We start from the raw sequence: 23,309 nt of genomic DNA on the forward strand, positions 1-23,309 counted from the left end.
TTAATCTTATGAATAATAAATTAGAACAAGTACCTGATGAATTTAAACAATTAGCGGAAGATTTTGGTAAAAATGGTTTTATTACAACCTCATTAGATAACTTAATTAATTGGTCAAGATCTGGTTCATTGCACTGGATGACTTTTGGTTTGGCTTGTTGTGCAGTTGAAATGATGCAAACAGCAATGCCAAGATATGATTTAGAAAGATTTGGTGCGGCTCCACGTGGATCACCAAGACAATCAGATGTGATGATAGTAGCTGGAACACTTACGAATAAAATGGCTCCAGCTTTAAGGAAAGTTTATGATCAAATGCCAGAACCAAGATATGTAATTTCAATGGGAAGTTGCGCGAATGGTGGAGGCTATTATCATTATTCTTACTCTGTTGTAAGAGGATGTGATCGAATTGTACCTGTAGATGTATATGTTCCAGGATGTCCTCCATCAGCCGAAGCATTGCTGTATGGAATACTGCAATTACAAAAAAAAATTAGAAATAAAGGTTCTTTCAATAGATAATTTGATGAACACATTAATAGAATTAGAAAAAAAAATTAATTCAGAATTAAATACGAAAATTGATAATTCTAAGATTTCACACAACCAACTTTATTTAGAAATTAATAAAGAAGATTTAATTGACGTTATCCTTTTTCTAAAAACTAACAAAGATACAAAATTTAAACAATTAATAGATATTACTGCAGTCGATTATCCAGAAGAAACACAAAGATTCAAAATAGTTTACTTGTTGTTAAGTCATGAGTTTAATCAAAGAATAGTTTTAAGTTATAATATTAATGAAAATGAAGTCATAAGTTCTTTAACAAGTATTTTTCCAGCAGCAAATTGGATGGAGAGAGAAGTTTTTGATATGTATGGAATAAATTTCAAAGATCATCCAGATTTAAGAAGAATTTTAACAGATTATGGGTTTGAAGGTCATCCATTAAGAAAAGACTTTCCGTTAACAGGTCACACTGAGGTTAGGTATAGCGAGGAACAAAAAAAAGTAATTAACGAACCAGTTAAATTAGAACAGAATTATAGAAATTTTGATTACGAGAGTCCTTGGGAGGGAACAAAATATATTAAAGAACAAACAGATAGTAATGACAAAAAAAATTAAAAACCTAAATCTAAACTTTGGTCCACAACATCCTGCTGCGCATGGTGTTTTAAGATTAATTCTGGAATTAGATGGTGAAGTTGTTGAAAAAGCAGATCCACATATTGGTTTACTTCATAGAGGAACTGAAAAACTTATAGAAAACAAAACGTATATGCAGGCTGTACCTTATTTTGATAGGTTAGATTATGTAGCTCCAATGAATCAAGAACACGCTTTTGCATTAGCTATTGAAAAAATTTTAAACATAGAGGTGCCTATTAGAGCTCAATATATAAGAGTAATTTTTTGTGAGATTGGGAGAATATTAAGTCACATATTAAATGTCACTACACAAGCTCTTGATGTTGGTGCACTCACGCCATCTTTGTGGGGATTTGAAGAGCGTGAAACATTAATGACATTTTATGAGAGAGCTTCTGGTTCAAGGTTACATGCAAATTATTTTAGAGCAGGTGGAGTTCATCAAGATCTTCCATCTGGTTTAGAGGAGGATATTTTTAAATTCTGTGAGACATTTCCTAAAATAATTAATGATTTAGAAAATCTTCTTACTGATAATAGAATTTTTAAACAAAGAAATGTAGATATAGGTGTTGTAACAAAAGAAGACGCACTAGACTATTCTTTTACTGGGGTAATGATTAGAGGTTCAGGTGTCCCATGGGATTTAAGGAAGTCTCAACCATATGATTGTTATGAACAATTAGATTTTAAAATCCCTGTTGGAAAAAATGGTGATTGTTATGACCGATATTTATGCAGAATTGAAGAAATGAAAGAAAGTGTTTCTATTATCAAGCAATGTCTTCAAAAAATGGAAAAAGGTCCAATCAAATCTTTAGATGGTAAGATAAGTCCTCCACCCAAAAAAGAATTAAAACAATCTATGGAAGCTTTAATTCATCATTTTAAATTATTTACCGAAGGGTACAGAGTTCCAAAAGATGAAATTTACACAGCTGTTGAAGCACCAAAAGGTGAGTTTGGAGTTTATTTAATTTCAGATGGGACAAGCAAACCCTATAAATGTAAAATCAGAGCACCTGGTTTCTCTCATCTACAATCAATGGATTATCTAATTAAAGGTCATATGCTAGCTGATGTACCTGCAGTCTTAGGTTCTCTAGATATAGTTTTTGGAGAGGTTGATAGATGACATTAAGAAAAATCTCAAAAGAGCAACCAGAAAAATTTGAATTTACTAAAGAAAACTTAGATGAGGCAAATAAAATTATTCAAAAGTATCCAGAAGGTAAACAGCAAAGCGCTGTTATGTCTTTATTATACTTAGCACAAAAACAAAATGATAATTGGATCCCATTATCAGCCATGAAACATATAGGTAAAATTTTAAACATGCCTTATGTAAAAGTTTATGAAGTAGCCACGTTTTATACAATGTATAATTTAACTCCTGTTGGTAAAAATTTTGTGCAAGTATGTACTACTACACCTTGCATGATTAGGGGTGCTTACAAATTAGTTGAAGCTTGCAAGGAAAAGATTTCAGAAAATGAAAATGAATTTATAAAAGAGAAAAATTGTTCTTGGATGGAAGTTGAATGCTTAGGTGCATGTATTAATGCTCCAATGATGCAAATTAATGACGATTATTATGAAGATCTTGATAAAGAAAAAGCCCTAAAAATTTTAGAGGAACTTACTTCTGGAAAAAAACCTGAACCAGGTTCCTATAGAGGAAGATTAAATTCAGAGCCAGAAAATAATCGAAAAACACTTTTGGATGTGAAAAATGCTTAACGATAAAGATAGAATATTTAGAAATTTATATAATGATTTAGGTGCTGACTTTGAGTCTGCAACAAAAAGAGGAGATTGGTCTAATACTAAAGAACTTTGTAACAAGGGCAGAGACTGGATAATAAATGAAATTAAACTGTCAGAATTAAGAGGTAGAGGTGGTGCTGGTTTTCCAACTGGACTTAAGTGGTCTTTTGCACCAAAAGAAGTTGGTTCAAGGCCGCATTATTTAGTTATTAATGCTGATGAGTCTGAACCTGGAACTTGTAAAGATAGAGATATTTTAAGATTTGAACCTCATAAATTAATAGAAGGTTGTTTAATAGCTTCATATGCTGTTAATGCCCATGTTTGTTATGTTTATATTCGTGGAGAATATTATAATGAAGGTCAAAAACTTCAAAAAGCTATAGATGAAGCTTATAAAAATAATGTAATTGGAAAAAATGCTTCTGGTACAGGCTGGGATTTCGATATCTTTATTCACTATGGTGCAGGGGCATATATTTGTGGTGAAGAAACAGCTTTACTTGAGAGCTTAGAAGGTAAAAAAGGTCAACCTAGGTTAAAACCACCATTTCCAGCATTAATAGGATTATATGGTTGCCCAACGATTATTAATAATGTTGAAACTATCGCTGTTGTTCCAACAATTTTGAGAAGAGGTGGAGAGTGGTTTTCTAAATTAGGAAAACCAAAGAACACTGGTACCAAAATTTTTTGTATTTCAGGAAACGTAAATAATCCATGCAATGTTGAAGAAGAAATGGGTGTACCATTGAAAGATTTAATAGAAAATCATGCTGGTGGTGTCATAGGGGGCTGGGATAATCTACAAGCTGTAATACCAGGTGGATCTTCAATGCCTTTATTGCCAAAAAAAACTTGTGATACAATTACGATGGATTTCGATTCATTAATGGCAGAAAAAAGTGGCTTAGGAACAGCTGGAATTGTTGTCATTAATAAAGATCAAGACATAATTAAATGTATGGCAAGAATTGCTAGATTTTATAAACACGAAAGCTGTGGTCAATGTACTCCTTGTAGAGAAGGTTCTGGATGGATGTGGAGAATGCTAGAAAGAATGGCTCAAGGCGAAGCTTCGAGAGATGAAGTTGATATGTTAATGGATGTAACAAAACAAATTGAGGGACATACAATTTGTGCCTTTGGAGAAGGCTCTTCTTGGCCAGTACAAGGTTTATTAAGGCATTTTTCTGATGAAATTAAAAAAAGAAACAAGTTTGATCCAATTATTAAAAAAGAGAAAAATATTCCCTATTTAGTTGATCAACATTTATTGGATAAAAATGCTTAAATTAAAAGTAAATGAAATTGAGGTGGAAGTAGAAGAGGGTCTTACCGTCTTACAAGCTTGTGAAAAAGCAGGAGTTGAGATTCCAAGATTCTGTTATCATGAAAAATTATCAATAGCTGGTAATTGTAGAATGTGTTTAGTTGAAATGGAAAAATCACCAAAACCTATTGCATCTTGCGCTATGCCAGCAGCTGACGGTATGGTTATAAAAACTAACACTCCTAAAATTGAAAAATCAAGAAAGGGAGTAATGGAATTTTTGTTAGCCAATCATCCTCTAGATTGTCCTGTCTGTGACCAAGGTGGTGAATGTGATCTACAAGATCAATCTATGTATTATGGAATCGATAAATCCAGATTTAAAGAGAATAAAAGATCTGTGCCTGATAAAAATATGGGGCCATTAATCAAAACTCAAATGACAAGATGCATTCATTGCACTAGATGTATTCGATTTGCAACTGAAGTAGCTGGAGTACCAGAGCTCGGGGCAATTGGTAGAGGTGAGGATATGCAAATAACCACTTATTTAGAACAATCAATTCAATCAGAGTTATCTGGAAATGTTATAGATCTTTGTCCGGTTGGTGCACTAACTTCTAAACCATATGTTTTTGAAGCTAGACCGTGGGAACTTAAAAAAACAGAGTCTATTGACGTAATGGATGCTGTTGGATCAAATATAAGGGTTGATACGTACGGATGGGAAGTAAAGAGAGTATTGCCATTAATAAACGAAGACATTAATGAAGAATGGATTTCAGATAAAACTAGATATGCGTGTGATGGACTTTCAAATCAAAGACTAGATACACCATTTATTAAATATAATGGAAAATTTGAAAAGGCTTCTTGGGAAGAGGTTTTTAAAATCATAAAATCAAAAATTATAGATACACCTAAAGAGAAAATTGCAGGATTTGTTGGTGATTTAACAAATATGGAAACTGGCTATATTTTTAAAGAATTTTTTGACAGAACTTTAGATAATAATAATTATGATTGTAGACCAACTAAAAATTATACAGATCTCAGCGAGAGAACTAATTATTTATTTAATTCAAAGATTAATGGCATAGAAGAAGCAGATTTAATTTTTTTAATTGGAGCCAATCCAAGATTTGAAGCAACAATTTTAAATGCAAGAATTAGAAAATCATTTATAAATAATTCAACAAAGATACTTTCACTTTCTGATGTGGGTGATTTAACATATCCATATCAATCTCTTGATGGTCAAACGAAAACATTGATAAATATTTGTGAAGGCAAAAGTGATTTCACTAATGAAATTATAAATGCTCAAAAACCTTTGTTTATTTTGGGTGAATCATTCTTTAAATTAGAATCTGCAGATTATTTATTTAAACTAATAAAGGATTTTCTTAACAAAAATAATAAGATTAACAATGAATGGAACTCATTAAACAAGCTTACTAATGACGCCTCAACAGTTGGAAGTTTAGACTTAAAAATTATCAACGAAAGTGGAAATATTTTTGATGATTTAAAATCTAATAAATTTGAAATAATTTATTTGTTAGGACAAGATAATTTAAATTTTGATAAAAAAGATGAATTTATAATTTATCAAGGTAGTCATGGCGACAAGGGCGCAGAAATTGCTGACATCATTTTACCTGGTGCAGCTTACACAGAGCAGAATGGATACTTTACAAACTTAGAAGGCAAGGTGCAAAAAGCTTTTAAAGCTTCTTACCCTCCAGGTGACGCAAAGGAAGATTGGCAAATCATCAACGATTTAGCTGAATTTATGAATAATAGAAAATTATTTAATGATAAAGATGAGCTGGAAAGCAGTATGTTTAATTTTATAAACTTGCAAAAAGATAACAAAACTTCAGTTAATCAAAGAAAAATTTCTAGTAAATCTCCAAGTAATGAAAATTTAATTGTATATTACAAAGACTATTATTTTTCAAATGTTGTAGCAAGATCATCTAAGACCATGCTTGATTGTTATAATTCAAAATTAGAAACCCAAAAAACAGGCACAGACGGTTAAAAATGGATTACTTAAATATTATCTTTCAAGAAGTTTACAAAATCTTATTTTTACTTGTACCAGTCCTTGTTTCTGTTGCTATGATTGTATGGTTAGATAGAAGGGTTTGGGCTTTTGTTCAGAAACGACAAGGTCCAAATGTTGTTGGTCCTTTTGGTCTATTACAATCTTTAGCGGATGCCTTAAAGTATATATTTAAAGAAATAATCATCCCTGCAAGTTCTAATAAAGTTATTTTTATATTAGCTCCAATTGTTACAATGACTTTAGCATTAATTGCTTGGGCTGTGATCCCTTTTAGTGAAACACAAGTTCTAGCAAATATTAATGTTGGTATATTGTATTTATTTGCAGTTTCTTCATTAGGTGTTTATGGGATTATAATGGGTGGTTGGGCATCTAATTCCAAATATCCATTTTTAGGAGCCATTAGATCAGCTGCACAAATGGTATCATATGAGGTTTCAATTGGAATAATTATTATAAATGTTCTTTTGTGTGTTGGGTCATTAAATCTTAATGACATTGTTATAGCACAACAAAATATGTGGTTTGTCATTCCTCTTTTTCCTATGTTTGTAATATTTTTTATATCTGCATTAGCTGAAACTAACAGACCTCCATTTGATTTACCTGAAGCTGAAGCAGAATTAGTCGCTGGTTATCAAACTGAATATTCAGGCATGATGTATGCAATGTTTTGGTTAGGTGAATATGCAAATATTCTTTTGATGTGCGCAATGGGTTCAATTCTATTCTTAGGTGGCTGGTTATCTCCAATAGATTTATATCCATTTAATTTAATACCTGGAGCTTTCTGGTTAATTTTCAAAATTATATTTTTATTCATATTGTTTGCATTGGTGAAAGCAATTGTCCCAAGATATAGATATGACCAGTTAATGAGACTTGGATGGAAGATTTTTTTACCGTTGTCTTTAACTTGGGTTGTCTTAACAGCAAGTTTTTTATTTTATTTTAATCTACTACCAATCAATTAAATGAAACTATCAAGATTCCTTAAAACAATATTTATGATAGATTTTCTAAGCGGTCTAATAATTGCTATCAAAGAGGTTTTTAAAGCAAAAAAAACAATTAATTACCCGTTTGAAAAAGGAAAAATTAGCCCAAGATTTAGAGGAGAACATGCTTTAAGAAGATATCCTAATGGCGAGGAAAGATGCATAGCATGTAAGTTATGTGAAGCCGTATGTCCCGCCCAAGCAATTACCATTGAATCATCAGAACGTGCGGATGGTAGTAGAAAAACTACTCGTTATGATATTGATATGATGAAATGTATTTATTGTGGCTTATGTGAAGAAGCTTGTCCTGTAGATGCTATTGTTCAAGGTCCTAATTTTGAATTTTCAACAGAAACACGTGAAGAACTTTATTACACCAAAGAAAAATTATTAGATAATGGAGATAGATGGGAAAACATTTTGGCTGCTAACATAAAAGCCGATAACCCACATAGATAAGAAATATGGCTCACGCAATTTTTTTTTATATTTTTTCTTCAATAGCAATTATTTCAGCAATAATGGTGACTGTTTCTAGAAATACTGTGCATTCAGTATTTTTTTTAATATTAGATTTTATAAGTATTTCCTGTCTTTTTATTATGATTGGTGCTGAATTTTTGGGAATGATTATGCTGATTGTTTATGTAGGTGCTGTTGCTGTTTTATTTTTATTTGTAGTCATGATGTTGAATGTTGCACAGCAAAAAAATCAGTGGTTTTTGTCTGCTGAAAGCTCAGGCCACATACCTGTTGGATTAATTATTAGTACGATTATATTTTTTGAATTGATAATTGTTATTGGCGGATGGCAATATAAACCAGAGTTATTTGATAGTGCAAAAATATCTGTAACGGAAACTATTAGTAACACACACTCTTTAGGTCAAATTCTTTATACCGATTACATACATGTGTTCCAAATAAGTGGAATGATTTTATTAGTTGCAATGATTGGTGCTATAGTTCTTACATTTCGTCAACGTGAAGGTGTAAAAAAACAAAATTATATCAAACAAATTTCAAGAGAAAGATCTGAAGGTGTACAAGTTTTAGACGTTCAGTCAAAAAAAGGAGTTAGCGTAGATGATTGATATTGGTTTAGGACATTATTTAACTCTTGGTGCAATAATATTTACCATCGGTGTAGTTGGGATTTTTTTAAATAGAAAAAATATAATAGTGGTGCTTATGAGTATTGAATTAATCTTATTAGCGGTAAATATTAACCTCGTATCATTTTCAATCTATTTAGATAATCTTGCAGGACAAGTATTTACGCTATTTATTTTGACTGTTGCTGCAGCTGAAGCAGCAATCGGTTTAGCAATTATTGTAGTTTACTATAGAAATGCTGGAACTATTCGAGTTGAAGAAATTGATAAATTAAAAGGTTAAAATGGAATTATCAATTATCACTTTACCTTTAGTTGCTTCAATAATTTCAGGTTTTTTTGGAAAGTATATTGGAGATAGAAACTCAGAGATTATTACAAGTTTACTAGTTTCAATATCAGCAATTTTATCAATTGTAGTTTTTTACAATGTTATTTTTAATCAATATGAAGACAATATTATAATAGCGACTTGGATTAATTCTGGAACCTTGGATGTAAACTGGTCGATGAAAATTGACTCTTTATCTGCTGTAATGCTAGTGGTTGTAACTACAGTTTCTGCCTTGGTGCATGTTTATTCAATTGGATATATGTCTCACGATCCTCATAAGCCAAGATTTATGGCTTATTTATCTTTATTCACATTCGCAATGCTTATGCTTGTAACTTCGGATAATTTTATTCAACTATTTTTTGGATGGGAAGGTGTTGGATTATGTTCTTATTTTTTAATTGGTTTTTGGTTTAAAAAAGAAACTGCAAATGCTGCTGCAATAAAAGCATTTGTTGTAAACCGAGTAGGGGACTTTGGATTTGCCTTAGGAATATTTCTAATTTTTTATTTATTTGGAACAGTAAATTATGATGAAGTTTTTCAGCAAATTCCAACAATTGTTGATAAAAAATTAAATTTTTTAGGGTTTGAAGTAAATTCAATTGATTTGATATGTTTGTTATTGTTTGTCGGAGCTATGGGAAAATCGGCTCAGATTTTACTTCATACCTGGTTGCCCGACGCTATGGAAGGACCTACACCTGTATCAGCTTTAATTCACGCAGCTACAATGGTCACAGCTGGAGTATTTTTAGTAGTAAGATGCTCTCCCATTTATGAATTCTCTGAACTAGCTTTAAATCTCATCACTATTGTTGGCATGACTACTGCAATATTTGCTGCATCAGTAGCCCTGGTTCAAACAGATATAAAAAAAATCATCGCGTATTCAACATGCAGTCAACTTGGTTACATGTTTTTTGCTGCAGGAGTAGGGGCGTACAATATTGCAATGTTTCATTTGTTTACTCACGCTTTTTTTAAAGCACTCCTATTTTTAGGATCAGGTTCTGTGATACATGCTTTCAAAGATGAGCAAAATATAAACTCTATGGGAGGAGTTTGGAAAAAACTTCCTTACACATATGTTTTAATGATTATAGGAACATTAGCTCTCACAGGATTTCCATTATTATCTGGATTTTATTCTAAAGATGCAATTATTGAATTTGCATACTTAAGAGATAATACGGCAGGATATTATGCTGCTGGTATAGGAATTTTTACAGCATTTTTAACTTCTATTTATTCATGGAGATTAATATTTAAAACCTTTCACGGCACATATAATAATAAAGACATCAAGATAGAGGAAACGCATGAATCACCACTAGTAATGCTGTTACCTCTCATTATTTTATCAATTGGTGCAGTTTTGGCAGGCTATACTTTTAAAGGACTATTTTTAGATGCAGCTTTTTGGGGAGATTCAATTTTTTTCTTAGAACCTTTAAGTAAAGAACATCCTCCTATGTGGTTTTTGTTATTAACGCCAACTTTGGTATGTTTGTCCATACCAATTTCTTATTATTTATTTGTAAAAAATAAAGATTTACCAAATTCAATAGTTAAGATTAATAAACCATTATATAACTTTTTAGTTAACAAATGGTACTTTGATGAATTGTATGAAATTTTATTCATCAAAACTTCCAAAAAAATTGGATTATTTCTCTGGAAGTTTTTCGATATAAGAATAATTGATGGGTTTGGTCCAGATGGAATATCATCCCTGATTAAAAAATTTTCAATGAAAGCTAATAAATTTCAAAGCGGGTATGTATATCAATATGCTTTTATTATGTTACTTGGCTTTTCTGCATTACTAACTTTTTTAATTATTAAATAATGAATTTTCCAATTATATCAGCATTAATACTCTTACCAACAATTGGTTCTTTATTTTTAATATTTTCAAAATCTAATGATCAAAATAACTCTACAATTAAATATGTTGCACTATTTACATCTATTGTAAATTTCTTGCTATCAATTTACCTTTGGTATTTATTTGACCCAACAACTTCAGCATTCCAATTTGTAGAAGATAGAGAATGGTTAATTGGTATTGTAAACTATAAAGTGGGTGTGGACGGAATATCAATTCTATTTGTGGTGCTAACAGCTTTCATAACGCCACTATGTATAATTTCAGTAAATAATAGTGTCAAAAAAAGATTAAGAGATTTTCTTATTGCAATTTTAATAATGGAATCTTTTATGATTGGAGTTTTTTGTTCATTAGATTTAGTAATTTTTTATTTGTTTTTTGAAGCTGGACTAATCCCAATGTTTTTAATAATTGGTATATGGGGAGGTCCTAAAAGAGTTTATTCCGCATTTAAGTTTTTCTTATACACACTACTAGGATCTGTATTGATGCTTGTTGCAATTATCTCAATTTACTGGATTGCAGGGACAACAGATGTTGAAAAACTGTATCAACTTGGAATTGACTCTAAATATCAAAATCTTTTGTGGTTAGCTTTTTTCAGTTCATTTGCAGTAAAAACCCCAATGTGGCCGGTACATACTTGGCTTCCTGATGCTCATGTTGAAGCACCAACAGCAGGTTCTGTTTTATTAGCTGCAATTTTATTAAAGATGGCTGGATATGGTTTTATTAGATTTTCACTTGGATTATTTCCAATTGCTTCAGATTTATTTACCCCATTAATTTATGTATTAAGCCTTATTGCTATAATTTTCACTTCACTTATCGCTTTAATGCAAGAGGATATGAAAAAATTAATTGCTTACTCTTCTGTTGCCCATATGGGTTTTGTAACACTTGGAATTTTTACAATTCAACAACAAGGTATTGAAGGTAGTATAATTCAGATGATTAGTCATGGTCTTGTGTCTGCTGCCTTGTTTTTATGTGTTGGAGTAGTCTATGACCGAATGCATTCAAGATTGATAAGTACATACGGTGGAATTGTCTCAATTATCCCAAAATATTCAGTTTTATTTATGTTATTCACTTTAGCTGCTCTTGGTTTGCCAGGTACAAGTGGTTTCATTGGAGAATTTTTAATTCTAATGGGTGCTTTTAAAGACAACTTTTTGGTTGCTTTTGTTGCTAGTTTAGGGGTGATTTTAGGTGCTGCCTATATGTTATGGTTATATAAAAGAGTTGTATTTGGAAAACTAGTAAATGATGATTTAAACAAATTATCAGATCTTGATAAATCGGAATATTTTATTTTGATTAGTTTAGCAATACCAACTTTATTTTTTGGTTTCTATCCCGAACCTTTGTTTAATACTGTTGAAGTATCAATAAATGATCTTATAGAAATGTATAATTCGAATTTAATTAATAAATAAAATGGAAAACCTAAACTTAATAATACCAGAAATATTCATCTCTATAACAATTATGTTTTTATTAGTACTCGGTGTATTCAAAAAAAATAGTTTTGGATTAATTCATAATTTGTCATTAATGGTTTTATTAATAACAAGTGTAATTGTTTTTAATGAAACTATAAATATCCAAGAAACTTATTTATTTAATAACAGTATAATAATTGATTATCTTTCATCATTTATGAAGATAATTACTTTATTAGCTGCATTTATAGTTTTAGCAATTTCAAAAAAATATTTAGATGATTTTAAAATTTCAAAAATTGAATATCCAATTTTAATTTTAAGTTCAGTTTTAGGAATGATGGTAATGATAAGCTCAAATGATTTAATTGTTTTTTATATGGGTTTAGAGTTACAATCTTTAGCTCTGTATGTTTTAGCTACGTTCAATAGAAACAATCTTAAATCTTCTGAAGCTGGATTAAAATATTTTGTTTTAAGTGCACTTTCTTCAGGACTTTTGTTATATGGATGTTCATTAATTTATGGATTTTCAGGATCAACAAATTTTGAAATCATTGCTTCACAACTTAATCCTTCAGACTATGCATTAACTTTTGGAATTGTTTTTATTTTAGTTGGTTTAGCCTTTAAAATATCAGCAGTACCATTTCATATGTGGGCACCTGATGTCTACGAGGGTTCACCCACAACTGTTACATTATTCTTCACCATGGTACCAAAAATTGCTGCCTTAACTGTATTTATAAGATTTTTATATGTACCTTTTTTAAATCTAATAGATCAATGGCAAACAATCTTAGTATTTTTATCAATAGCTTCGATGTTGTTTGGTGCAATAGCAGCTATTGGACAAAAAAACATAAAAAGACTTATTGCTTATAGTTCAATTGGTCATATTGGATATGCTTTAGCGGGCGTAGCCTCAGCATCTAATGATGGTATTCAAAGTTCTGTTATTTACTTAACTATTTATATTTTAATGAATTTAGGTCTTTTTTCTTGTTTATTAATGCTGAAAAGAAATGATAACTATTATGAAAGTATAGATGATCTTTCAGGCTTATCAAAAAACCATCCAATATTATCTTTTTCACTTTTAGTTATCCTTTTTTCATTAGCAGGAATACCACCACTTGCAGGCTTCTTTGCTAAGTTTTATATTTTTAAAGCAGTGATAGAACAATCAATGTTCTTCTTAGCTATAGTTGGATTATTATCAACAGTCATAGCTGCTTTTTACTATTTAAGAATAATTAAAATTATTTATTTTGATCCTGAAAAAGAAAAATATGATCATGATCACAGTCCTTGGTTAAAATTTTCTCTCACTTTATCAACTATATTAATTCTTTTTTACTTTATTTCACCTAGTCAGCTTGTTGAAATAGTTTCAAGAATTAATTTCATTTGATGAAATTTAAGAAATTTATTTTTAAAAAAGTAAACAGTACTAACCTTACCGCAATCAATATTCTAAAAAAAACAAAATTGAATTATGGAATGATAGTGGCTGATTTACAAAGCAAAGGTAAAGGACAATATGGTCGTAAATGGATATCTATTAAAGGTAACTTATTTGTGAGTTTTTTTTATAACCTTGATAAAATAGATTTATCAATAAATAAATTAACAAAATTAAACTGTAATTTGGTTAAAAAAACTATCTCAAATTTTTATAAAAAAAAAATCCTTTTTAAGGAACCAAATGATTTATTGATAAATGGAAAGAAAATTTGCGGAATATTACAAGAGACAATCTATAAAAAAGAAAATAAGTTTTTAGTTATTGGTATAGGCATCAATATCTTAAAAAATCCTGTGATTTTAGATTATCCAACCACAAATCTTTGTGAAATTACAGGTAAGAATATCAAAAAAAATGATGTAGAAAAGTTATTGAAATTTAATTTTGAAAAAAAATTTTATAATTATTTTAGAAATAAATAATCAATGTATTTAATTGGAGATATAGGAAATTCTGAAATTAAAATTTGTTTATTAAATAATAATAAAAAAATTATCCAAAAAATTAGCTTTCCAAATAATAAGATTTCATTAAAAAAAATTTCACATAATTTTAAAAAAATTAATAGATATTTTTTAAAAATAGAAAAAATATTATTTTGTAGCGTTGTTCCAAGTACTTTTAAGTTAGTCAAAAATTTTTTAAATAAAAAAACCAAAATTAAGTGTTATGAAATTAAAGAATTGAAATTGTCAACATTAATTGACATTAAAGTAAATTATAAGCAAGTTGGATCTGATAGGTTAGCTAATGCAATTAGTTTAATTAATAATAATAAAAACTACATTATTATAGATTTAGGAACAGCTACTACATTTGATGTATTAATCAATAAATCATATAGAGGTGGTATTATTGCACCGGGTATTAAATTATCATTAAATACTCTTTCTGATAGAGCAAGCCTAATTCCAAAAATTAATTTGATAAATATAAAAAAAGTCATTGGTGTAGATACTGTCTCAGCGGTAAGATCAGGTTTTTTTTGGGGATATGCTGGTTTGATTGACAATATTATTAATTTAATTAAGAAAGAAGTAAGAAAACCTTTTGACATAATAATCACAGGAGGTTTTGCAGAATTAATTAAAAGTCCTATTAAAACGAAAGTAAAAATAGACAAAAACATAACTATCAAAGGTTTAATAAAAATTTTAGAAATTTTATAATAATGAAAGACGAGCTACTTTTTTGTCCCTTAGGTGGATCTGGTGAAATAGGTATGAATATGAATCTATTTGGTTATGGTCAACCAGGTGACCATAAGTGGGTTATGGTTGACATTGGTGTAACTTTTGCTGATGATACTATTCCAGGTGTTGATTTAATATATCCTGATCCAGGTTTTATTGTTGAGAGAAAAGATAATTTATTAGGTATAGTTTTAACACATGCTCATGAAGACCATATTGGAGCCATTGCTCATTTATGGCCTAAACTAAAATGTAAAATTTTTGCAACACCTTTTACAGCTGTTCTAATCAGAGAAAAATTTAAAGAAAAACATATTGATATTACAAATGACCTAAAGATTGTTGAGCTAAATGGAACAGTAAAACTAGAACCTTTTGATATTGAATATATTACTTTAACTCATTCGATTTTAGAACCTAACGGACTAAGAATAAAGACACCAGCCGGTGTTATCCTACACACAGGTGATTGGAAAGTAGATCCCAATCCATTAATTGGAGAAAATATTAACGCTCAAAGATTGAAAGAGATAGGCGAGGAGGGTGTACTTGCAATGATTTGTGACTCTACTAATGTATTTAGCGCTGGAAGATCTGGTTCAGAGTTCGATGTTAGAAAAAATCTTTTAAATGTAATGAGTAGACTAAATAAAAGAATAATTATCACATCATTTGCATCAAATGTAGCTAGAATGGCAACAGCCTTTTATTGTGCAGAAAAAACAGGAAGACAAATTTCTCTAGTGGGTAGATCTATGCATCGAATTTATAAAGCTGCAAGACAATGTGGTTATTTAAAGGATACCATTGAGCCGATCGATCCAAGAGAAGCTAAAAAATTTTCAAGAGAAAAAATTGTATATCTATGTACTGGTAGTCAGGGAGAACCAATGGGTGCCATGATGAGAATTTCCAGTTACACTCATCCAGATGTTTTTATAGAAAAAGGAGATGCAGTCATTTTTTCTTCAAAAATTATTCCTGGAAATGAAAAAAAATTATACAAATTACATAACCAATTAGTCAAAGACGGCATTGAAGTAATTTCAGAAGAAACAGAGTTTATACACGTATCTGGTCATCCAAATCGGGAAGATTTAAAAGACATGTATCAGTGGGTAAAACCAAAATGTGTAATACCAGTGCATGGTGAGCATAGACATATGATTGAACACATTAATTTTGCAAAAGAAATGCAAGTTCCTAATCCTGTTCAAGTTGAAAATGGAGATATTGTTAGGTTACATCCTGGAGACAAACCTGAAGTGTATGATAAAGCACCAAGTGGCAGATTATATTTAGATGGAAATATAAGTGTTGATGAAGATGCTCAATCAATAAAAGATAGAAAAAATTTAAGTGCTAATGGATATTTAGAAGTAACAATCCTAATAACACCAAAAGGTAACATACATAATAATCCTGTTTTGAATTTTAGAGGATTACCAATAGATGACAGAGATGAATTTATTTATGGCATTGAAGATGAAATTGAAAAAACAGTTAGAACTTTTAAAATAGGAAGTAAACAGCAAGAACATAACTTAATTGATGCTTTAAAAGTTTGTTGTCGTAAATTTTCAAAAGACAAAACTGGTAAAAAACCTTTCACTAACATTAATTTAGTTAGAATTTGAAATGAGTTATACCGGATTAGCAATAATCTATATAATTATTTGGTGGGTAGTGTTTTTTGCTATTTTACCAATTGATGTTAATCGAACAAAACCAATCAAAATTGATGGTGAAGACCCAGGATCTCCAGAAAATCCTAAAATGCTAAAAAAATTTATTTATTGCACTGGAATAACCACTATTATTTTTATGATAATTTATCTATTAATGAGATTTGAATACTTGAATTTAAGAAATATAATTAGCTAAATGTACTTATCAAAATCATTCATACCTATACTTAAAAATAATCCTTCAGAAGCAAAAATAAAATCTCATCAATTAATGCTTAGAGTTGGTATGATAAAACAATCCTCAGCAGGGATTTATTCATGGCTTCCATTAGGATTTAAAGTAATGAAAAAAATTGAACAAATCGTAAGAGAAGAGCAAAATCGTATTGGTGTTCAAGAAATTTTAATGCCAACTATTCAATCTAGTGAAATTTGGAAAGAAAGCGGACGATATGAAGATTATGGGGAAGAAATGCTTCGTATTAAAGATCGTCAAAATAGAGAGATGCTTTATGGACCAACAAATGAGGAATTAGTTACTGATATTTTTCGAGCATCCGTTAAATCTTATAAGTCATTGCCACAATTGCTTTATCATATTCAATGGAAATTTAGAGATGAAGTTAGACCTAGATTTGGAATTATGAGAGGTCGTGAATTTTATATGAAAGATGCGTATTCATTTGATATTTCTGACGAAGAAGCCTTTTTTTCTTATAATAAATTTTTTCTTTCATATTTAAGAACATTTAAGAGATTGGATCTAACAGCAATTCCAATGGCAGCTGATACAGGACCAATCGGTGGAAATCTTTCACATGAATTTATTATTTTAGCAGATACTGGTGAAAGTAAAATTTTTACAGATAAAAGAATTTTTGAATTAGATAGTGATGGAACAAATGTTGATAAAGAAAGCTTAAAGGATTTAAGAAAAAAATATGAAAAATTTTATGCTGTAACTGACGAAAAATTTAATGAAAAGGAATTCGAGGAGAAAGTTTCACAAGAAAATAGATTGATTACTAAAGGTATTGAAGTAGGCCATATTTTTTATTTTGGAGACAAGTATTCAAAACCAATGGGTGCATCAGTTGATTTACCTGGTGGAAAAAAAGATTTTGTGAAAATGGGTTCATATGGAATTGGTGTATCAAGATTAGTTGGTGCAATAATAGAAGCAAAATATGATGAAAAAAGTGAAATCATGAAATGGCCAATTTCTGTTGCTCCATATGAAGTTTCTATAATACCTATGGTTAATAAAAATGATCAAAGTGCCCTTGAAAAAGCAGTTAACATTTCAAAAGAACTAATGGTTAATAATATTGATTCAATTATTGATGATACAGATGAAAATTTTTCATCAAAAATGAAAAAAATGAATTTAATAGGATCACCATTTCAAATAATAATTGGAAAACAAACTGATGCTGATTTAGTAGAGTTTAAAGAGACAGGAAATGAAGCTAAGAAAATTAAATTAGAAGAAGCTATCAAAATTATCAAAGAACAAAAAGTATCAAATTGATTTCAACACTTGAAAAAGAAATTACTTTTAGATTTTTAAAAGCTAGAAAAAAAGATGGTTTTTTAAATGTTATTTCTATTTTTTCTTTTATAGGAATAAGCTTGGGTGTTGCTGTACTGATCATTGTGATGTCAGTGATGAATGGTTTTAGGACAGAATTAATTAATAAAATTGTAGGATTTAACTCCCATGCAACAATCAAACCTTATGACAAACCCTTAGATTATAAAAATTTAAACAGTACTTTAACCTCAATTTCTAAAGATTTGATATTGAGCAATTCTAGTGAAGCAATCGTCATTAGAGAACAAAATTCAAAAGGAGTTCTTTTGAGAGGTTATCTTGAAGAAGATTTTTCTAAGCTTGACCTTATTAATAACAAAAATTTTTTAGGAGATAAAAAAAATTTTAAAAATAACTCAATTTCGATTGGAAAGGAATTAAGTTTTAATCTTGATTTAGATATTGGTGACAATATTACGCTGATGTCATCTTCTGGAGTTGAAACGATAATTGGTAATTTACCTAAACAAAAAAAATTTGTTATTACATCAATTTTTGAAAGCGGTTTAGCTGATTTTGACAATAATGTTATTTTTTTAAATCTTAATACTCTTGAAGAATTTTCTAATCTATCAAAAGATGACCGAAACTTAGAAATTTATTTAATGAACCCAAAAAACATTGATGAACAAAAAAAGATAATTCAAAAAATTTATCCAAATGATTTAGTTTTTACATGGGCTGATATGAATAGATCTTTATTTTCTGCACTTAAAGTTGAGAGAAATGTAATGTTTATAATTTTATCATTAATAATAATTGTTGCAGCATTCAATATTATTTCTGGACTCACAATTTTAGTGAAAAATAAGACTAGAGATATTGCCATTTTAAAATCAATCGGAGTTTTAAATAAATCTATAGTTAAGATTTTTTTTCTAGTTGGTGTAATTATTGGAACAACAGCAACTTTTTTTGGTATTATAATTGGAGTAACTTTTTCTTTTTATGTTGAAAATCTAAGAGCCTTTTTAAGTTCAGCTTTTGATTTGACTTTATTTCCAGAGGAAATTTATTTTTTAAGCACAATGCCGTCTGAAATTAATATTAATTCAATTTTTTTAATTTCAATATGTTCAATTTTTATAACGATATTTGTTTCAATTTTTCCTGCAATTAAAGCTGCAAAACTTGATCCAGTTAAATCTTTAAAATATGAATAATTTTATTGAATTAAAAAATTTATCTAAAACTTTTTTTGATAAAAAAAATATTAATGTTTTAAAAAAAATAAACTTCAAGTTTAAATTAGGAAAAATTTATTCTTTGATGGGCCCTTCTGGTTCAGGAAAATCAACATTACTTAATCTAATTTCATTAATTGATAAACCAACAAATGGCTTTATTAAATTTTTAGATAAATCAATAGATTTTGATTTGAAAGAAGAAAATGATATTTTCAGGGCAAATAATATTGGAATAATATATCAACAAGATAATTTACTGAATGATTTTACTGCACTAGAAAACGTCTATTTCTCATGTTTAGCATCAGGTCTAGAAAAAAATCTTTCAATAATTAAAGCAAAAAATATTTTAAAAAAAGTTGGTCTGAGTAATAGAATTGATCATTATCCAAATGAGCTTTCAGGCGGTGAAAAACAGAGAGTTTCCATTTCAAGAGCTTTAGTTAACGAACCAAATATTATACTTGCTGACGAACCAACTGGCAGTTTGGATAAAAAAACTGCTGATGAAATTTTTGATTTATTAAAAAAACAAATTACACCAAATAGATTAATATTATTTGCAACTCATAATAGATTTCTTGCAAAAAAGTCAGATTGCTTATTGGAAATTGTTGATGGGAAGTTAAAATCAACAAATGCCTGAGTCTGATTATAAAAAATTTAATCACCTAAAAATACACACTCAATATTCTATCTGTGAAGGTGCAGTTAAAATTGATGATTTAAAAGAGAATGCAAAAGAATTAAAGATTAGATCTTTAGGTATTTGCGATACTTCAAATTTATGTGGTGCTGTTGAATTTTCTGACAAATTATCAAAAGTTGGAACTCAACCAATTATTGGAACTCAAATAAATTTTAAGTTTAATGAAACTACGGGTTTACTTCCTTTGTTTGCTTTAGATTTTGAAGGATATAAAAAAATAATAGAACTTTCATCTCGATCTTATTTAGAAAATAATAATCTTTCAGATCCGCACTTAGATATTAATACTTTATTTGAATTAGATACTAATGGAATTTCAATTTTTTCTGGAACGATATTTGGATTATTTGGTAAATTATTTGATAAAGCTAAATACAATGACATATCGAGTCTTTATAAAAAGTTAAATACTAACTTCAGCGATAGATTTTATTTAGAAATTCAGAGACATAATGATCTAGATGAAGATGCATTTGAAAAATTTAATCTTGATCAATCAAAAAAATTAAAAATTCCTATTATTGCAACTAATGAAGTATTTTATTTATCAAAAGATGTTCATGAAGCACATGATGCTCTTATTTGTATTGGTAACAAAACATATGTTAATGAAAAAAATAGAATTAAATATAGCTCAGAACATTACCTTAAAAATGATAAAGAAATGTCTGATTTATTCTCTGATTTGCCAGAAGCATTAGAAAATAATTATAATTTTCCCCATAGGTGCAGTTTTAGACCCCTTTTTTCAAAACCTATTTTACCAGATATCAGTTCATCAGATGAAGGTGATGCTAATGAAATTATTAAGAAAAATTCTTTAGAAGGGCTTAAAGAAAAATTTAGAAAATTTTTTAATCAAAATAATAATAACCTAGAGCGAGATGAAAAATTTTTAATTTACAAAGATAGGCTAGAACATGAATTAGAAATTATTATTAAAATGGAATATTCTAGTTATTTTTTAATTGTATCGGATTATATTAAATGGGCAAAAAATAATGACATTCCAGTTGGTCCAGGAAGAGGATCTGGTGCAGGTTCACTTGTAGCTTGGTGTTTGTCAATCACAGATGTAGATCCAATAAAATACAATCTTATTTTTGAGAGATTTCTTAATCCAGATAGAATTTCAATGCCTGATTTCGATATTGATTTTTGTGAGGATAAAAGAGATTTAGTTTTTGAATATCTTACTAAGAAATATAAAGATAGCGTAGCCCACATTATTACATTTGGAAAATTAAAAGCTAGAATGGTCATACGAGACGTTGGAAGGGTTCTTGGTCTTGCTTATGGTTTTGTGGATGGTATTTCTAAGATGATCCCATTTGATCCTTCAAGACCTCAAACATTATCAGAATGCATTGCAGGTGAACCAAGATTACAAAAATTAATTAATGAGGATCAAAGAGTAAAAAAATTAACTGAACTTTCTCTTAAATTAGAAGGGTTGAACAGAAACGTTGCAACACATGCAGCAGGTGTTGTTATTGCTGATAAAAAATTAACTGAAATTGTGCCGCTCTATAAAGATGCAACAGCAGATTTATTACTGCCATCAACACAATTTGATATGTACTCAGCAGAAAATGCTGGTTTAGTAAAATTTGATTTTTTAGGTTTAAAAACCTTAACAGTTATCAATAACACTCAGAAATTAATCAGAAAAAAACAAAAAGATTTTGATATCGAAAATATTAATTTTGAGGATCAAAAAGTGTTTGAATTAATGTCTTCTGGTAAAACAGTTGGCTTATTCCAAATAGAAAGTGCAGGAATGAGAGATGCATTAATTCACATGAAGCCCAATCATATTGAGGATATTATTGCTTTAGTTGCTTTATATAGACCAGGTCCCATGAGCAATATTCCGATATATAATGATTGTAAGCATGGAAGAAAAACACCTGATTATTTGCATCCATTATTAGAAGATATTTTAAAACCTACTTATGGGGTAATAATTTATCAAGAACAAGTTATGCAAATTGCTCAAAAATTATCAGGTTTTACTGCGGGACAAGCAGATATTCTAAGACGAGCTATGGGTAAAAAGAAAAGGGCAGAGTTAGAAAAACAGAAACAGAATTTTATTGCAGGAGCAGTAAACAATGGAATCAGCAAGGATGTTGCAGCTGGAATTTTTCTTAAGATTGAACCATTTGCAGAATATGGATTTAATAAAAGTCATGCCGCAGCTTATGCAATAATCTCTTATCAAACTGCTTTTTTAAAAACTTATTATCCAAAAGAGTTTATAGCCGCATCAATGACAATGGATATATCAAACCAAAATAAATTAAGTGAATTTTATGAGGAATTAAAAAGACTTAATGTAGAAATAATTAGACCTGACATTAATAAATGTTTTGCTGAATTTAGAACTGAAGATGATAAATTTTATTATGCACTAGGTGGTATAAAAGCAGTGGGCTCTGAAGCGATATCAAACATAGTGCAAGAAAGAATTAATAATGGAAATTTTAAATCTATTAATGATTTTATTAGTAGAGTAGATCCTAAAGATATAAATAAACTCCAACTTGAAGGTTTAGTTAAAGCAGGAGCATTTGACAATTTGAATAATAATAGACAATCAATTTTTAACTCTATTCCAAATATTATTACTAAATCGAAAAATGATTTTGATAATAAAGTAGCTAATCAAATTGATTTATTTGGTGATAATAATGAGGTTGAAAATGATATAATTGAAAATATTAAGGATTGGGAATTTGAAGAAAGATTATCTAAAGAGTTTGAAGCAGTAGGCTTTTTTATTTCTGATCATCCATTAAATCAATTTAAAGAAATTTTTAATGACTATAAGATAATTGATTATCAAAATTTTTTTGAAGATAACGAAATTAAAGAAAATAATATAGCAGCAACTTTATTAAAGGTTACTGAGAGAAAGACTGGAAAAGGTAATTCTTATGCTGTATTAAAATTAACAGATTTAAGCAGTGTTTTTGAGCTATTTATTTTTTCTGATGTTTTAGAATTAAACAGAGAAAGCTTAAAGGAAGGTTCATCATTAATTTTAACACTAACAAAAACTATTTCATCTGATGAAGATAAAACAAAAAGGATTAATGTAAGAAAAATTGCATCATTAAAAGAACTTTTTAATAGCCCAATTAAAGAAATCACTATTAATCTTTCATCAAAATCACAGCTTAAAGAAATACAAACCTTTCTAGATGAAAAAGGTGATACTCTTGTAAATATTCATATTTCAGAAAATGAAAAAAAAAGTATATATAAGCTTAAGACTTCAAGAAATTTTGATAGAGAAACAGTTAATATTATAAGAAATAAAGAAATAGAGCTAAATATTCATTAA

Annotated in this window: 21 protein-coding genes; all 21 read left to right on the plus strand. The window is 29.1% G+C overall.

Features of this window, described 5'->3' with window-relative positions:
* The first annotated feature begins 8 nt into the window (after positions 1 to 8).
* From ACTTAU_RS04605 to dnaE, 21 genes are read left to right on the plus strand one after another with little or no spacing between them, the layout of a single operon-like run.
* Positions 9 to 524 carry a NuoB/complex I 20 kDa subunit family protein gene (locus ACTTAU_RS04605; protein WP_438305135.1) on the plus strand — a complete coding sequence of 172 codons (516 nt, stop codon included), beginning with the start codon at positions 9 to 11 and terminating at the stop codon, positions 522 to 524.
* Positions 525 to 528: 4 nt separating this feature from the next.
* Complete coding sequence (locus tag ACTTAU_RS04610) at positions 529 to 1,134, plus strand: NADH-quinone oxidoreductase subunit C (RefSeq protein ID WP_438305133.1); 606 nt, start codon at positions 529 to 531, stop codon at positions 1,132 to 1,134.
* Positions 1,118 to 2,293, plus strand: coding sequence for an NADH-quinone oxidoreductase subunit D (locus ACTTAU_RS04615; RefSeq protein WP_085114174.1), 1,176 nt, complete (start codon positions 1,118 to 1,120; stop codon positions 2,291 to 2,293). The genes ACTTAU_RS04610 and ACTTAU_RS04615 overlap by 17 nt, the downstream gene beginning before the upstream one ends.
* A complete protein-coding gene (gene nuoE, locus ACTTAU_RS04620) occupies positions 2,290 to 2,898 on the plus strand; it encodes an NADH-quinone oxidoreductase subunit NuoE (RefSeq protein WP_438305131.1) in 609 nt (202 codons plus the stop codon). The genes ACTTAU_RS04615 and nuoE overlap by 4 nt, the downstream gene beginning before the upstream one ends.
* On the plus strand, positions 2,891 to 4,219 hold the full coding sequence (nuoF, locus tag ACTTAU_RS04625; RefSeq protein ID WP_438305129.1) for an NADH-quinone oxidoreductase subunit NuoF: 1,329 nt from the start codon (positions 2,891 to 2,893) through the stop codon (positions 4,217 to 4,219). Before nuoE ends, nuoF begins: the two co-directional genes overlap by 8 nt.
* A complete protein-coding gene (nuoG, locus tag ACTTAU_RS04630) occupies positions 4,212 to 6,245 on the plus strand; it encodes an NADH-quinone oxidoreductase subunit NuoG (protein ID WP_438305127.1) in 2,034 nt (677 codons plus the stop codon). Before nuoF ends, nuoG begins: the two co-directional genes overlap by 8 nt.
* A 2-nt stretch (positions 6,246 to 6,247) precedes the next feature.
* On the plus strand, positions 6,248 to 7,246 hold the full coding sequence (gene nuoH, locus ACTTAU_RS04635) for an NADH-quinone oxidoreductase subunit NuoH (protein WP_085114177.1): 999 nt from the start codon (positions 6,248 to 6,250) through the stop codon (positions 7,244 to 7,246).
* Positions 7,247 to 7,732 carry an NADH-quinone oxidoreductase subunit NuoI gene (nuoI, locus tag ACTTAU_RS04640; protein WP_438305124.1) on the plus strand — a complete coding sequence of 162 codons (486 nt, stop codon included), beginning with the start codon at positions 7,247 to 7,249 and terminating at the stop codon, positions 7,730 to 7,732.
* A 5-nt stretch (positions 7,733 to 7,737) separates the two neighbouring features.
* A complete protein-coding gene (locus tag ACTTAU_RS04645) occupies positions 7,738 to 8,367 on the plus strand; it encodes an NADH-quinone oxidoreductase subunit J (protein WP_438305122.1) in 630 nt (209 codons plus the stop codon).
* On the plus strand, positions 8,360 to 8,671 hold the full coding sequence (gene nuoK / locus ACTTAU_RS04650; protein WP_085114180.1) for an NADH-quinone oxidoreductase subunit NuoK: 312 nt from the start codon (positions 8,360 to 8,362) through the stop codon (positions 8,669 to 8,671). Before ACTTAU_RS04645 ends, nuoK begins: the two co-directional genes overlap by 8 nt.
* A gap of 1 nt (position 8,672) precedes the next feature.
* Complete coding sequence (nuoL, locus tag ACTTAU_RS04655; RefSeq protein WP_438305120.1) at positions 8,673 to 10,574, plus strand: NADH-quinone oxidoreductase subunit L; 1,902 nt, start codon at positions 8,673 to 8,675, stop codon at positions 10,572 to 10,574.
* Positions 10,574 to 12,055: an NADH-quinone oxidoreductase subunit M gene (locus tag ACTTAU_RS04660; protein ID WP_438305119.1), complete on the plus strand. Its 1,482-nt coding sequence runs from the start codon at positions 10,574 to 10,576 to the stop codon at positions 12,053 to 12,055. Before nuoL ends, ACTTAU_RS04660 begins: the two co-directional genes overlap by 1 nt.
* Before the next feature lies 1 nt (position 12,056).
* Positions 12,057 to 13,475 (plus strand): NADH-quinone oxidoreductase subunit NuoN, encoded by a 1,419-nt coding sequence (gene nuoN / locus ACTTAU_RS04665; RefSeq protein ID WP_438305117.1) that lies wholly within the window; start codon positions 12,057 to 12,059, stop codon positions 13,473 to 13,475.
* The gene (locus ACTTAU_RS04670; RefSeq protein ID WP_438305115.1) at positions 13,475 to 14,011 is read left to right on the plus strand and encodes a biotin--[acetyl-CoA-carboxylase] ligase; all 537 of its coding nucleotides are present in this window, start codon (positions 13,475 to 13,477) and stop codon (positions 14,009 to 14,011) included. Before nuoN ends, ACTTAU_RS04670 begins: the two co-directional genes overlap by 1 nt.
* A 3-nt stretch (positions 14,012 to 14,014) precedes the next feature.
* Positions 14,015 to 14,758 carry a type III pantothenate kinase gene (locus ACTTAU_RS04675; protein WP_438305113.1) on the plus strand — a complete coding sequence of 248 codons (744 nt, stop codon included), beginning with the start codon at positions 14,015 to 14,017 and terminating at the stop codon, positions 14,756 to 14,758.
* Positions 14,759 to 14,760: 2 nt separating this feature from the next.
* The gene (locus ACTTAU_RS04680; RefSeq protein WP_438305112.1) at positions 14,761 to 16,419 is read left to right on the plus strand and encodes a ribonuclease J; all 1,659 of its coding nucleotides are present in this window, start codon (positions 14,761 to 14,763) and stop codon (positions 16,417 to 16,419) included.
* A 1-nt stretch (position 16,420) separates the two neighbouring features.
* Positions 16,421 to 16,666, plus strand: coding sequence for a DUF1467 family protein (locus ACTTAU_RS04685; RefSeq protein WP_085114187.1), 246 nt, complete (start codon positions 16,421 to 16,423; stop codon positions 16,664 to 16,666).
* Positions 16,667 to 18,001 carry a proline--tRNA ligase gene (gene proS, locus ACTTAU_RS04690; RefSeq protein WP_438305110.1) on the plus strand — a complete coding sequence of 445 codons (1,335 nt, stop codon included), beginning with the start codon at positions 16,667 to 16,669 and terminating at the stop codon, positions 17,999 to 18,001.
* Entirely contained in the window at positions 17,998 to 19,227 is a 1,230-nt protein-coding gene (locus tag ACTTAU_RS04695) for a lipoprotein-releasing ABC transporter permease subunit (protein ID WP_438305108.1), read from the plus strand. The genes proS and ACTTAU_RS04695 overlap by 4 nt, the downstream gene beginning before the upstream one ends.
* Complete coding sequence (locus tag ACTTAU_RS04700; RefSeq protein ID WP_438305106.1) at positions 19,220 to 19,897, plus strand: ABC transporter ATP-binding protein; 678 nt, start codon at positions 19,220 to 19,222, stop codon at positions 19,895 to 19,897. The genes ACTTAU_RS04695 and ACTTAU_RS04700 overlap by 8 nt, the downstream gene beginning before the upstream one ends.
* Entirely contained in the window at positions 19,890 to 23,309 is a 3,420-nt protein-coding gene (dnaE, locus tag ACTTAU_RS04705; RefSeq protein WP_438305105.1) for a DNA polymerase III subunit alpha, read from the plus strand. The genes ACTTAU_RS04700 and dnaE overlap by 8 nt, the downstream gene beginning before the upstream one ends.

It is taken from the genome of Candidatus Pelagibacter sp. HIMB1505, assembly GCF_052047915.1.
Classification (GTDB): Bacteria; Pseudomonadota; Alphaproteobacteria; order Pelagibacterales; family Pelagibacteraceae; genus Pelagibacter; species Pelagibacter communis_A.

Coding starts and splice junctions, on each gene's coding strand:
- nuoK (WP_085114180.1), top strand. CDS start 8,360: ATGATTGATATTGGTTTAGGACATTATTTAACTCTTGGTGCAATAATA.
- ACTTAU_RS04645 (WP_438305122.1), top strand. CDS start 7,738: ATGGCTCACGCAATTTTTTTTTATATTTTTTCTTCAATAGCAATTATT.
- ACTTAU_RS04680 (WP_438305112.1), top strand. CDS start 14,761: ATGAAAGACGAGCTACTTTTTTGTCCCTTAGGTGGATCTGGTGAAATA.
- nuoG (WP_438305127.1), top strand. CDS start 4,212: ATGCTTAAATTAAAAGTAAATGAAATTGAGGTGGAAGTAGAAGAGGGT.
- ACTTAU_RS04685 (WP_085114187.1), top strand. CDS start 16,421: ATGAGTTATACCGGATTAGCAATAATCTATATAATTATTTGGTGGGTA.
- ACTTAU_RS04700 (WP_438305106.1), top strand. CDS start 19,220: ATGAATAATTTTATTGAATTAAAAAATTTATCTAAAACTTTTTTTGAT.
- ACTTAU_RS04670 (WP_438305115.1), top strand. CDS start 13,475: ATGAAATTTAAGAAATTTATTTTTAAAAAAGTAAACAGTACTAACCTT.
- ACTTAU_RS04615 (WP_085114174.1), top strand. CDS start 1,118: ATGACAAAAAAAATTAAAAACCTAAATCTAAACTTTGGTCCACAACAT.
- nuoE (WP_438305131.1), top strand. CDS start 2,290: ATGACATTAAGAAAAATCTCAAAAGAGCAACCAGAAAAATTTGAATTT.
- nuoN (WP_438305117.1), top strand. CDS start 12,057: ATGGAAAACCTAAACTTAATAATACCAGAAATATTCATCTCTATAACA.
- ACTTAU_RS04660 (WP_438305119.1), top strand. CDS start 10,574: ATGAATTTTCCAATTATATCAGCATTAATACTCTTACCAACAATTGGT.
- nuoI (WP_438305124.1), top strand. CDS start 7,247: ATGAAACTATCAAGATTCCTTAAAACAATATTTATGATAGATTTTCTA.
- nuoF (WP_438305129.1), top strand. CDS start 2,891: ATGCTTAACGATAAAGATAGAATATTTAGAAATTTATATAATGATTTA.
- nuoL (WP_438305120.1), top strand. CDS start 8,673: ATGGAATTATCAATTATCACTTTACCTTTAGTTGCTTCAATAATTTCA.
- nuoH (WP_085114177.1), top strand. CDS start 6,248: ATGGATTACTTAAATATTATCTTTCAAGAAGTTTACAAAATCTTATTT.
- ACTTAU_RS04675 (WP_438305113.1), top strand. CDS start 14,015: ATGTATTTAATTGGAGATATAGGAAATTCTGAAATTAAAATTTGTTTA.
- ACTTAU_RS04605 (WP_438305135.1), top strand. CDS start 9: ATGAATAATAAATTAGAACAAGTACCTGATGAATTTAAACAATTAGCG.
- ACTTAU_RS04610 (WP_438305133.1), top strand. CDS start 529: ATGAACACATTAATAGAATTAGAAAAAAAAATTAATTCAGAATTAAAT.
- proS (WP_438305110.1), top strand. CDS start 16,667: ATGTACTTATCAAAATCATTCATACCTATACTTAAAAATAATCCTTCA.
- dnaE (WP_438305105.1), top strand. CDS start 19,890: ATGCCTGAGTCTGATTATAAAAAATTTAATCACCTAAAAATACACACT.